At 71.2% G+C, this 12678-nt stretch carries 8 protein-coding genes; 4 read left to right on the top strand and 4 right to left on the bottom strand.

The genetic code is table 11. The annotated features are described in order from the left end of the window. The first annotated feature begins 128 nt into the window (after positions 1-128). Positions 129-3863 carry an endonuclease/exonuclease/phosphatase family protein gene (locus tag Q0C12_RS12915; protein ID WP_290890830.1) on the top strand — a complete coding sequence of 1245 codons (3735 nt, stop codon included), beginning with the start codon at positions 129-131 and terminating at the stop codon, positions 3861-3863. A 161-nt stretch (positions 3864-4024) separates the two neighbouring features. Beyond that, positions 4025-4759 (top strand): SDR family oxidoreductase, encoded by a 735-nt coding sequence (locus Q0C12_RS12910; protein ID WP_290890828.1) that lies wholly within the window; start codon positions 4025-4027, stop codon positions 4757-4759. A gap of 27 nt (positions 4760-4786) precedes the next feature. On the opposite strand, the gene Q0C12_RS12905 is transcribed toward Q0C12_RS12910, so the two are convergent. Both Q0C12_RS12905 and Q0C12_RS12900 read right to left on the bottom strand, forming a co-directional pair. After that, positions 4787-6379 (bottom strand): inorganic phosphate transporter, encoded by a 1593-nt coding sequence (locus Q0C12_RS12905; RefSeq protein ID WP_290890827.1) that lies wholly within the window; start codon positions 6377-6379, stop codon positions 4787-4789. Positions 6380-6594: 215 nt separating this feature from the next. Next, positions 6595-7362: a hypothetical protein gene (locus Q0C12_RS12900; RefSeq protein WP_290890825.1), complete on the bottom strand. Its 768-nt coding sequence runs from the start codon at positions 7360-7362 to the stop codon at positions 6595-6597. A 109-nt stretch (positions 7363-7471) separates the two neighbouring features. Between Q0C12_RS12900 and Q0C12_RS12895 the strand changes: the two genes are divergently transcribed. Further along, the gene (locus Q0C12_RS12895) at positions 7472-8017 is read left to right on the top strand and encodes a DUF2058 domain-containing protein (RefSeq protein ID WP_290890823.1); all 546 of its coding nucleotides are present in this window, start codon (positions 7472-7474) and stop codon (positions 8015-8017) included. Here Q0C12_RS12895 and moeB read toward each other — a convergent pair whose 3' ends face one another. Beyond that, entirely contained in the window at positions 8018-9151 is a 1134-nt protein-coding gene (moeB, locus tag Q0C12_RS12890; protein WP_290890821.1) for a molybdopterin-synthase adenylyltransferase MoeB, read from the bottom strand. A 105-nt stretch (positions 9152-9256) separates the two neighbouring features. Between moeB and Q0C12_RS12885 the strand changes: the two genes are divergently transcribed. Beyond that, positions 9257-11848, top strand: coding sequence for a cation-translocating P-type ATPase (locus tag Q0C12_RS12885; protein WP_290890819.1), 2592 nt, complete (start codon positions 9257-9259; stop codon positions 11846-11848). Here the strand turns inward: Q0C12_RS12885 and Q0C12_RS12880 are convergent. After that, positions 11845-12678 (bottom strand): molybdopterin molybdotransferase MoeA (locus Q0C12_RS12880; RefSeq protein ID WP_290890817.1); only part of this gene is annotated, 834 nt, incomplete at its 5' end. The two genes, Q0C12_RS12885 and Q0C12_RS12880, sit on opposite strands and share 4 nt — an antisense overlap.

The raw sequence follows: 12678 nt of genomic DNA, 5'->3' as shown, positions 1-12678 counted from the left end.
CGCGCGCCAAGGTAACGCGCATGACGCAGATTTTCGGGCAGAATCCGCCGAGCCGTCGAAGCGGCCAGTCACCATCCCAGGGGAAATCAATGCACCGTACCGCCGGCCGCGCTGTCGCAGCGCGCTTGATGTCCGTTTCCATCCGTCGCGCCTTGCCCGTCCTGCTGCTTTGCGGCTTCGCCTCCACGGCGCTGGCCCAGGCCATCCCCCTCACGGGCGGCACCTACACCCAGGATTTCGACACGCTGGCCAACACCGCCGGCAGCACCACCAACAGCACGCTGCCCACGGGCTGGCTGCTCAATGAAACCGGCGGCGGCGCTCGCGACAACGAGCAGTACGCCGTCGACACCGGCGCCAGCAACACCGGCGACACCTACAGCTACGGCGCCGCCGGCAGCACCGAGCGCGCCTTGGGCAGCCTGCGCAGCGGCACCCTGGCCGCCAGCTATGGCGCCTGCTTCAGCAACAACACCGGGTCGACCCTGAGCGCCTTCGACGTCGGCTACACCGGGGAGCAGTGGCGCCTGGGCACGGCAGCGCGAACCGACCAGATCGACTTCCAGTACAGCGTGGACGCGACCTCGCTGACCACCGGCACGTGGGTGGACGTGAACGCACTGGACTTCATCACCCCCAACACGGCCACCACGGGTGCGAAGGACGGCAATGCCGCCGGCAACCGCACGACGCTGTCCGCCACGATCGGCAGCCTCTCCATCGCCAACGGCAGCACGTTCTGCCTGCGCTGGAACGACGCCGACGCTAGCAGCGCCGACGACGGCCTGGCCATCGACGACGTTTCGGTCACGGTGGCCGGCGGCAGCGGGCTGCCGGTGCTCACCCTTTCCGACGCCTCGGCGCCCGAGGGCGACGGCCCGGGCACCAGCTTCTCCGCTGCGCTGATCCTGCAGCTCAGCGCCCCCGCCGGCCCCGGTGGCGTGAGCTGGGAGGCCACCGCCACCGCGGGCACCGCCACGCCCTTCGGCGACGGCAGCGACCCCGAGTACGACTTCATCGAGCAGACCTGGGCCGGCGTGATTCCCGAGGGCGACACCAGCGTCAGCTTCGTGGTGCCCGTGGTGGGCGACACGCGCCCTGAAGCGGACGAGACCTTCATCGTCACCGTGTTCAACGTCGTCGGCGCCGTGGTGGCCGATGGCGTCGGCGTGGGCACGATCGAGAACGACGACTTCACCATCGTGCCGATCTCGCAGATCCAGGGCGCTGGCCTGACCTCGCCGCTCATCGGCAGCATCGTCACCACCGAGGGCGTGGTCACCGCGCAAAAGTTCAACAATGGCTTCTTCCTGCAGACCCCCGATGCCGCGACCGACCTCAACCCGGCTACGTCCGAGGGCATCTTCGTCTTCACGTCCACTGCCCCGCCCACCTCGGCCGCCGTCGGCAACCGCGTGCGCGTCACGGGCACGGTCTCCGAGTTCACGCCCAGCTCCAACCTCAACCAGCTGTCCATCACCCAGCTCACTTCGGTCTCGATGATCCAGGTGGTGGATACCGGCGTCGCCCTGCCCACCCCGGTACCGCTGACCAGCACCGACTTCGGCCCCACCGCCCTGCCCGGCACGGCCGAAAAGTTCGAAGCCATGCGCGTGGCCGTCGCCAGCGGCGTGGTGGTGGCCGGTTCCGACGGAAACATCAGCGAAGCCGCCGCCACCTCGTCGACCACCGGCGTCTTCCACGTCGTCGTCGATGGCGTGGACCGTCCGTTCCGCGAAGCCGGCATCGGCGTCCTGGATGCCTTCCCGATCCCGGGCGGCAAGAACCCGCCGCGCTTCGACACCAACCAGGAACGCCTGATGGTGCGCAGCCGCGGCCAGGTGGGCGCCACCGCCATCGCGCTCGACGCCGATGCGCAGGTCTCCAACCTCGTCGGCGTGCTGGACTATTTCTCCGGCACCTGGGCCCTGCTGCCGGACGCCGGCACGCCGCCCACCGTCAGCGGCGGCAAGCTGCCCGAAGCGGTGGACGACACCGGCTACGAAGACGTCACCATCGGCGCCTTCAACCTGCTGCGCTTCTTCGACGAGATCAACGACGGCAATGGCGGCCCGACGCTCCAGGCCGCGGCCCTGGACAAGCGCCTCACCAAGACCTCGCTGGCGATCTGCGACTACCTCAAGGCGCCCGACATCCTGGGCGTGGTGGAAGTGGAGAACCTGCGCGTGCTGGGCCTGCTGGCCGACCGCATCAACGCCACCTGCGCCAGCGCCCCGGACTACGTTCCCTACCTGGTGCAGGGCAACGACCCGGGCGGCATCAACGTCGGCTTCCTCGCCAGCACGCGCAGCCTCGGTTCGGTGGACCGCGTGGAGGTGGTCGAAGTGGTGCAGTTCGGCAAGGACACGCTGTTCACCAATCCCGACACGTCCACCAGCCTGCTCAACGACCGCCCGCCGCTGATGCTGCGTGCCGTCGTCAACCAGGACAACGGAGCCACCTACCCGGTCACCGTGTTCGTGAACCACCTGCGTTCGCTCAACGGCATCGACGATTCGTCGGCCGGAAGCAGCGGCTGGCCCACGGAGAGCGACCGCGTGCGCAACAAGCGCGCGCAGCAGGCGCTTTACCTGGCCAGCCTGGTGGAAGCCCGCCAGCAGGCCAACCCGGACGAGCACATCGTCCTGCTGGGTGACTTCAACGCCTTCGAGTTCAGCGATGGCTACGCCGACGTCATGGGCATCATCCGCGGCGACGAAGCGGCCGAGCCGGAGGTGCTGACCTACGTGGACAGCCCGGTCACCGCCCCGCTCATCGACGGCTCCGAGCTGATCGTCGACGCGTCCGAGCGCTACTCGTACGTGTTCGCCGGCAATGCGCAGACGCTAGACCACGTGATCGTGAACGAGCCGATGGTCATGGACACGGCCGGTCTGTCGGTCGACCACGCCCGCATCAACGCCGACTTCGGCGTGCACAACTACGGCGTGGCCGGCAACGCCCTGCGCACCTCCGACCACGACCCCGTGCGACTGGCCATCCGCGTGGATGACTTCCGCACCGCCGACCTGTCCATCGCCGCCGGCGCCTCGCCGGCCTCGGTCGCGGGCGGCGGCGTCGCCACCTTCACCGCCACCGTGGACAACGCCGGTCCGAACGCGGCCAGCCTGCCCAACGTGGTGCTGGTGTTCGACGCGCTGGTGCCGGTGACGGTGAGCGCGCCGGCCGGCTGGACCTGCGGCGCGCCGGTTCAGGCGGGCGGCAACACCAGCGTCAGCTGCACGGCCGCCTCCCTGGCTGTCGGTGCAGAGGCGGTCTTCAGCGCCGCCGTGACGGCGCCGCTGCAGGCCCTGGCCAGCACGCTGCAGATGGATGCGTCCGTCGCCTCGCAGACCGGCGACCGCAACAGCGCCGACGACACCGCCACCGCCAGCGTGGCGGTCGAGGCCGCCCTGCCCTTCGCCGACCTCGCCCTGCGCCTGATCGGTGGCCCGCTGAACAGCGTGCCCGCCGGTTACATCACCACCACGGTGGTGCAGGTCCGCAATGCCGGCCCGAACGCCAGCAGCCAGCCGACGGTTACCTTCACCGGCAACGTCGGCCCGACCCGCGCGTCGGTGCTGGCACCTGCGGGCTGGAGCTGCGTGGCCGGTTCGTTGGGCAACGGCGACTTCAACACCGTTTGCACGGCAGCCGGAAGCTTCGCCAGCGGCGCCCGGGTGAACTTCACCCTGAACGTCACGGCACCCAGCGTGCAGGGCCAGCCGACCCTGACCTACCGCGCCACGGTGGGCTCCGCCAGCACCAGCGACGCGGTGACGGTGAACAACAGCGCCACGCGCACGCTGCAGGTCACGGGTGCGCCGGCCACGACCCCGGGCCAATCCGGCCGCGGCGGGTAAGCGGTTCGCAGGCAACCCCAGGAAGCGCGGCCCAGGCCGCGCTTTCTTTTTGGGCATCCCCTGCAAGCCGGCCAGGACAACGACGCGCACGCCCGGGCGCCGGATGACATCGCGATCCTCGGGCATCATGGCCCCCACCCCCAGACGTTTCGAGGCAAGCCATGACTCACTCCAAGAAAATCGCCCTGGTCACCGGCGCCACCCGCGGCATCGGCCTGGAAACCGTCCGCCAGCTCGCCGCCGCCGGCGTGCACACCCTGCTGGCCGGCCGCAGCCGCGACAGCGCGGTCAAGGCCGCGCTGTCGCTGCAGGCCGAAGGCCTGCCGGTCGAGGCGATCGCGCTCGACGTCACCGATGCCGCCAGCATCTCGGCCGCCGCCGCCACGGTCGCGAAGGCGCACGGCCACCTCGATATCCTGGTCAACAATGCCGGCATCCTGGCGGACGACCCGACGCGGATGGTGTCCGAACAGACGCTGGATAGCTGGCGCCGCACCTTCGAGACCAACGTCTTCGGCCTGGTCGCGGTCACGCAGGCCTTCCTGCCGCTGCTGCACCGGTCCGAGGCCGGCCGCATCGTCAACGTGTCCAGCATCCTGGGCTCGGTGGCGCTGCATGGCGACCCCGCGTCGCCGATCTACGACTTCAAGCTGCCGGCCTACAACGTGTCCAAGAGCGCGGTGAACGCCTGGACGGTGCAGCTGGCCTACGAATTGCGCGACAGCCGCATCAGGGTCAACGCGATCCATCCCGGCTACGTGCGCACCGACATGAACGCCGGCGAAGGCGCGATGGACATTCCCGAGGGTGCGCGCACCAGCGTGCGGCTGGCGCTGGTCGGCGAGGACGGCCCGCAGGGCGGGTTCTTCCACTTCGAGGACCGCCTGCCCTGGTAAGGGTGCGATTCCCTTCCCGCCGGCGCCTTACTGCAGCAGCATGCCGCGCAGCGTGTAGAACAGCAGCGTCGCCAGCAGCGCCGACGCCGGCACCGTGATGATCCAGGCCGCGACGATGCGCAGCATCAGCGAGCGCTTCACCAGCTCCTTGCGATGGGCCTTGCGCAGCAGCTTGCGCTCGGACTTCTCGAGGTAGTCCGGGCCCTGCTTCTGCTTGAAGTCCTGCTTGAGCTTGGCCAGCATCACGCCGCGGTCTTCGATGGTGGCGGCGGTGAACCTGGCCATGAAGGCATCCAGCGCGGCCTGGTCGCCTTCCGGGTGGTGCGACTTGATCTCGGCCACGATCACGCTGTAGTTGGTCTTGAGGTACTCGCGCAGGAAGCCCACGCCGAACACGGCACCGACCGACACGTGCGTGGTGCTGACCGGCAGGCCCAGCTGGCTGGCCAGGATCACCGTCAGGGTGGCGGCCATGGCGATGCAGTAGGCGCGCATCGGGTCCAGCTCGGTGATCTCGGTGCCGACCGTGCGGATGACGCGCGGCCCGTAAAGCGCCAGGCCCACGGCGATGCCCAGCGCGCCGATGGCCATCACCCAGAACGGGATCGGCGCATTGCTGTTGATGGTGCCGGCGCTGGAGACCACGTCCACGATCGCGGCCAGCGGGCCGATGGCGTTGGCCACGTCATTCGAGCCGTGCGCGAAGCTCAGCAGCGCCGCCGCGAAGATCAGCGGCACGCCGAACAGGCGGTTGATGCCGGCCTTGCTGTTCTCCAGTTCGCCGGCGCGCCGCAGTACCGCGCCACGGGCGATGAAGTAAACCACCGCCGCGATGCCCAGCCCCAGCACGACCGCGGCCGCGAAGCTGACCGGGATCAGCTTGTTCACGCCCTTGAGCAGCAGGTAGGTGGCGAAGGCCCAGGCCATCACCGCCACCAGCATCGGCACCCGGTTGCGGGCTGCGCCGACCATGTCCTGGCGATAAGTAATGGTGCGCTTGATCAGGTACAGGAAGCCGGCCGCGATGGTGGCGCCCATCAGCGGCGATACCACCCAGCTCATGGCGATGTTGCCCATCACCGGCCAGTTCACCACCGCCATCCCGCTGGCGGCGATGCCGCCACCCAGCACGCCACCGACGATCGAATGCGTGGTCGAGATCGGCGCGCCCACCGCGCTCGCGATGTTGAGCCACACGGCCGCGGCCAGCAGGGCCGCCATCATGGCCCAGATGAAGGTCTGGCCGTCGGGGATCTGGGCGGGGTCGATGATGCCGCTGCGGATGGTTCCCACGACTTCGCCGCCGGCAATCAGGGCGCCGGCCGCCTCGAACACCGCGGCGATCAGCAGGGCGCCACCCAGCGTCAGGACCTTGGAACCCACCGCCGGGCCGACGTTGTTGGCTACGTCGTTGGCGCCGATGTTCATCGCCATGTACGCGCCGAACACGGCGGCCATCACCAGCACCAGGCTGGGCTGCCCGTCCCGGAACCAGGCCACGTAGACCAGGGTCGCCAGCACGAACAGCAGGCCCAGCCCGAGCCGGATCAGCGAGGCCTGCCAGCTTCCCGTGGCGTCGGCCTTGGGTTTGGCGGCGGTCGAAAGGCTTTCTTGGGGCATGGCGGGAGGCTCCGGGGCATGGCATCGGTGCGAGCCGGGCGCCCTGTGCGCCGGGCCGGATGTCGTGCCGCCGGATATTTTACGGGTTTGTTACAGATTTTTGCCGTTTCATGACAGGCCCGTGTCGGAACGGCCTGCCGGGCCAGCCCCAGCCCGGAACTGCCGCCCGGCTCAGCACCCTGCCCGGGGCACGCCGCGCGCCGCGCGGCGGGGGCTCAATCCGGATAGACCGCCGCGATCGTGCAGCCCCGCTTGGCCAACACCGCGCTGACCTCGCTGGTGGCCAAACCGCCCACGGCCGAAGCCGGCTCCCAGGCCTCGGAAACGATCGCCTTGTCGCCGGGGTGGCCGCAGATCCAGCCGATGCCAGCGCCCGAGACCAGGCTCAGCTGGTTGCCGTATCCGGCTTCCGGGCAGGACCCGGTGAGTTCCAGGCGGTAACTCGCGCGCTCGCGCGAGCCGCGCCGCGGCTGGGTCGTGACCACGATATCGCCGCCCTGGGTGTTCCAGCCGCGCACGCGGCGCGGATCAACGCAGTACTCGGGGGAAGCGGCGAACCGGCGCTTGGGCTGGGACTTGCCGTCCACCACCACCGTGGCCAGGGTCGGCGTCGGGTGGCTCCGGGAATGCTCGCGCAGGGCCAGTGCCCAGCTGCGGTCGTCCAGCGCCTGCACGCCGCCGACCGCGCAGTCCTTGCCGCCGATGCGCAGCCATTCCCGCCCCGTGCCGCAAACCCAGCCGTGCGGCGCCAGGGCCACCAGTGTCTCGCCGTCAGCGCGCGGGCAGGCCTCGGCCATCTCGATGCGATGGGCCCCGCTGGCGGTGCGCAGCAGGACGACACGCTCGTCGAGATGGCGGGCCTCGGTGACGGCGCGGGCGTCCACGCAGTCCGGATGCGGTGCCGCAGGGCGCGCCGCCGGCGTGGGTTCGGGCGCGGCGACATTGGCCGCCAACAGGATGCCCAGCCAGGAAACACCGATCATCGCCTTGACCTCCGTGCTCGCAATTTAGGCCGGCGTCACGCGGTAATCGCGGCGCCCGCGTGATGGCGCTGACGGTATCATGGCGAACCGATTTCGGAAGCCCTGCCCCATGGCAAAGCCCAATCCGCTTCAGGAACAGTTGTTGAAAGCCGGCCTGGCCAAGAAGTCCAAGGTCGCCGAGGCGGCGCGCGCGCAGGAGAAGGCCCGGCACGGCAAGGGTCCGGCGGAATCGGCCGAGATCCAGCGTGAGGCCGAGCGCGTGCGGCTGGAGAAGGTGGAGCGCGACCGCGCGCTGGCGGCGGACCAGAAAGCCAAGGCCCGCGCCAACGAACTGATGGCGCAGGCGCGCCAGATCATCCAGGACAAGAAGCTGCCGCGCGCCGGCGAAAGCGAGTACCGCTTCACCGCCGACGGCGCCATCCGCACCCTGCTGATCGACGCCGAGCAGCGCAAGCAGCTGGCCTCCGGGGCCATCGTGGTCGCGCGCCTGGGCGAACGCTACGAGCTGCTGCCGCGCCGCGCCGGCGACCAGGTGCGCGAACGCGCGCCCGACCTGATCGTGCTCGACCACGGCCAGCCCGGCGACGCAACCGCCGCCGACGAGGACGACGCCTACTACGCCCAGTTCAAGGTGCCCGACGACCTGGTGTGGTGATCACCCGGCGCCGCAGGCCGCCAGCATTTCCCGATAGCCGGGGAAGGCACGGCCCGGTGCGCACACCGGACAGGCCGGGTCCGCCGGCAGCCGGGTCTCGCGAAAGCGCATCCGCAGTGCGTCGAAGTGCAGCAGCCGGCCGGTCAGCGGTTCGCCGATCTGCAGCAACAGCTTGATCGCCTCGGTGGCCTGCAGCAGCCCGATGATGCCCGGCAGCACGCCCAGCACCCCGGCCTCGGCGCAGTTCGGCGCGTCCTCGGGCGCGGGCGGTTCGGGGAACAGGCAGCGATAGCACGGCGCCCTGCCCCGCTGGCGGCCGGCGTCGAACACGCTGGCCTGGCCTTCGAAGCGATGCACGGCGCCGTAGACCAGGGGTTTGCCCAGCTGCACGCAGGCGTCGGACAGCAGGTAACGTGCGGCGAAGTTGTCGGCGCCGTCCACCACCACGTCGACGTCGCGAACCAGCGACTCGACGTTGTCGGCGGAAACCCGCACGCGATGGGTCTCGATGCCGACGCGCGGGTTGAGCGCGCCCAGCGCCGCACGCGCCGATTCGACCTTCGGCACGCCGATGCGCGCCTCGGTGTGAAGGATCTGGCGCTGCAGGTTGCTGCGATCCACCACGTCGTCGTCGGCGAGTACCAGCCGGCCCACGCCCGCGGCGGCGAGGTAGAACGCCGCCGGGGAACCCAGCCCGCCGGCACCCACCAGCAGCACGCGCGATGCGGCCAGTTTTCGCTGGCCGTCCAGCCCGACCTGCGGCAGCCGCAGGTGGCGCGAATAGCGCTCGAGGAAATCGGCGTCCTCGTCGGCGCCCGCCATCTCCGGCAGGCCTTCGCGCCGCCACTGGTCGAAGCCGCCGGCGACCGAGGCCAGCCGCGTGTAGCCACGGGCACGCAGCGCCCGCGCCGCCACCAGCGAGCGCATGCCACCGGCACAGATCAGCACCACCTCGGCGCCGGCATCCGGCAGCCACTGCGCGGGGGCGGCTTCCAGCGCCGCACGCGGCACCGCCAATGCGTCGCGCGGCAGCCCCAGCGCATGTTCCCCGGGCTCGCGCACGTCCACCAGCCGGGCGCCGGCCTGCTGCCGGCGCAGGGCTTCGGCGGGCCCGATTTCCTCGATCTCGTCCATGGCGCCAGTCTAGCGCCCTGCCCCCGCGCCAGGCAGGCGCTTGACGGCTGTCAATGGACGGCACCGGCGAACCTGCTGCAATCAGGCCTGCTGGCTTCGACGCCGATGACCCGGACCGCCCCGATGCCCGACTCGCTGTCCCCGACCCCGGCCACCGGACTGGACCCGCAGGAGGCCGCCCGCCGCCTCGCGAAGTTCGGACCCAACGCCCTGCCCGCGCCGAAGCCGCGCAGCCTGGCGCGCATCGTCCGCGAGGTGCTGACCGAGCCGATGTTCCTGCTGTTGGTGCTGGCCGCGGCCAGCTACGTGCTGCTGGGCGACCTGGGCGAAGGCTTGCTGCTCGGCGCCTTCGCGCTGCTGACGATCGGCCTGGTGGTGATGCAGGAACGCCGCGGCGAGCGTGCGCTGCAGGCGCTGCAGGCCCTGGGGGCGCCGGTGGCGACGGTGCTGCGCAACGGCGACGCGGTTCGCATTCCCGGCGCGGAGGTGGTGCCCGGTGACCTGCTGCTGGTCGAGGAAGGTGAACGCATCGCCGCCGATGGCGTACTTCAGGCCTGCCGCGGACTCACGGTGGATGAGTCGCTGCTGACCGGCGAAAGCGTGCCGGTGGCCAAACGGGCGGTGCGCGAAGGCGACCCCGACGGCGCCGACCCAGGCGGCGACGACCAGCCTTTCGCCTATTCCGGCACGCTGGTGACCGCAGGCGACGGCCGCCTGCACATCACCGCCACCGGCCTTTCAACGCGCGCCGGCCAGATCGGCCGCTCGCTGGCGGTGATCGAGACCGAGGCCACGCGGCTGCAGCTCAACACGCGGCGACTGGTGCGCCTCTTCGGGCTGTTCGCCGCGTTCGTGAGCCTGGCGATGCTGCTTTTCCACGGCCTGGTGCGCGGCGAATGGGTGGACGGCCTGCTCGGCTCGATCGCGCTGGCGATGGGCCTGCTGCCGGAGGAGTTCCCGCTGGTGCTGACGGTGTTCTTCGCCATCGGCGCCTGGCGCCTGGCGAAGGTGAAGGTGCTGGCGCGGCGCTCAGCGGTGATCGAGACCCTGGGCGCGGCGACCGTGCTGTGCGTGGACAAGACCGGCACCCTGACCGAGAACCGCATGCGCATCCGCCGCCTGGATGCCGGCGGCGACATCCTCGTCGTGGACGGCTCGCCGATGGCGCTGGACGCCGCGCAGCGCGCCCTGCTCGACCACGCCTTCCTGGCCACGCGCCCGCAAAGCTTCGATCCGATGGACCGCGCGGTCGGCGAGTTGTCGCTGGCTGCGCTTGAGGGCCGCGATCCCCTGAATGCCGACTGGTCGCTGGGTCGGCACTACGGCCTGACGCCCTACCTGCTGGCGATGTCGCAGGCCTGGCGGACGCAGCCCGGCCACCACGCCTTCGCCAGCAAGGGCGCGCCGGAAGCCGTCGCCGACCTGTGCCACCTGCCCGTGGCCGAAAAGGCACGCTGGATGGCGCGCGTGGCGGCGCTGGCCGCCGATGGCCTGCGCGTGCTGGCGGTGGCCGCCGGCGACCACCGAGGCGAAGTGCTGCCGGATGATCCGCACGACGTCGCGTTCCGCTGGCTGGGCCTGGTCGCGTTCGAGGACCCACTGCGGCCCTCCGTTCCCACTGCCATCGCCGAGGCGCGTCGCGCCGGCCTGGCGGTGAACATGATCACCGGCGACTTCCCTGCCACGGCCTGCGCCATCGCCCGCCAGGCCGGCATCGACGCAGGCGCGGGCGCGATCACCGGGCCCGAACTCGACGCGATGGACGACGCGGCGCTGGGCGACGCCCTTGCGCGCACCCACGTGTTCGCGCGCATCCGGCCCGAGCAGAAGCTGCGCCTGGTCGAAGCCTTCAAGGCCCGCGGCGACGTGGTGGCGATGACCGGCGACGGCGTCAACGACGCGCCCGCGCTCAAGGCCGCGCACATCGGCATCGCGATGGGCCGGCGTGGCAGCGACGTCGCCCGCGAGGCGGCGGCGATGGTGCTGCTGGACGAGGACTTCGGCGGCATCGTGGCGGCGGTGGCCGTGGGCCGGCGCATCTTCGACAACCTGCGCAAGGTGATGCTGTACATCGTCGCCATCCACATCCCGATCGCGGGGCTGGCGATGCTGCCGCTGCTGATGGGGCTGCCGCCGCTGCTGCTGCCGCCGCACGTGGTGCTGGTGGAGATGATCATCGACCCGATGTGCTCGGTGGCCTTCGAGAACGAGCCCGCCGAACCGGACGCCATGCGACAGGCACCGCGGCCCCTGTCGGAGCCGCTGGTCGGCGCCCGCCAGCTTTGGGTCGGGCTCGCGCAGGGGCTGGCGCTGCTGGCGGCGTGCCTGGGCGTGTACGTGTTTGCGCTGCGCGGCGAAGGCGCTGCCGACGACGCCCGCACGCTGGCGTTCCTGGCCCTGACCGCCGGCAACCTGATGCTGGTGCGCAGCAACGCCAGCCGGCGCAGCGCGTTCCGGCCGGCCCCGCACCGACGCTACGCGTTCTGGGCGATCGCCGGCGTGGCCTCCGGCGTGGTGCTGGCCTGCGTGGCGATTCCGGCGCTGCGCGAGCTCTTTGGCTTCGGGCTGCCGGCCGCGGCCGACGCGATGCTGGCGATGGGCGCCGGCCTGCTCGGTGGTTCGCTGCTCGAAGCCGGCAAGGCCTTCCCATGGGTGCGCGCCGCGATCGGCCACGCTCCGGCCGCGCGCGCGAACTAGATCCCGGCGAGGCCGCCGAAGGCCAGCACGTCGACGCGGTCGCCGGCAGCGTAGTCGGCCGCGCCTTCGGGCAGCTGGATCAGCGCGTTGGCATCGGCGGCGCCGCGCAGGCGGTGCGAGGCCACGGCCGGGTTGGGTTGCACCTGCAGCTGCCCGGATTCGCTGCATGAGAGGTTGCCGCGCATGAACTCCAGGCGCGCATGCGGCTTGGCGATCGGCGTCAGCAGCTCGGCGCGCAGCGATGCGCGCGGCGCGCGGCGCCCCTGCAGTCCGTCGAGCAGGCAGCGTCCCAGCGTGAGGAAAGTGGCCAGCACCGACACCGGGTTGCCCGGCAGCCCCAGCACCAGCGCTTCGCCGAGGCGGCCGAACAGGACCGGCATGCCCGGCTTCATGCGCACCTTCCAGAAATAGACCTCGCCCTGCTCGCGCAACAGCGCCGGCAGGTGGTCCTTCTCGCCGGCCGAGACGCCGCCGCAGGTGATCACCAGGTCGAACGAGAACGCGGCATCGCGCAGCGCGGTGCGCATGCGCTCCGGGTCATCGGGCAGCACCGGCCAGGCCACGGGCTCCAGGCCTTCGGCCATCAGCAGGGTCTGCAGCAGGACGCGGTTGCTGTCGTGGATTTCGCCGGGTGCCAGCGGCTGGCCCGGCGGGCGCAGTTCATCGCCGGTAGTGAACACGGCGACGGTGGGGCGGCGGTGGACCTCGAGCCCGTCGTGGCCGAGCGCGGCGGCGAGGCTCAACTGCGCCGGCGTGAGCACGGCGCCGGCGGCCAGCACGCGGTCGCCGACGGCGACGTCCTCGCCCGCGCGGCGCACGTGGGCGCCCGG

The sequence above is a fragment of the Arenimonas sp. genome (assembly GCF_022842045.1).
GTDB lineage: Bacteria > Pseudomonadota > Gammaproteobacteria > Xanthomonadales > Xanthomonadaceae > Arenimonas.
The sequence above is the reverse complement of the archived record's forward strand: the minus strand, read 5'-3'. Positions and strand labels throughout refer to the sequence as shown.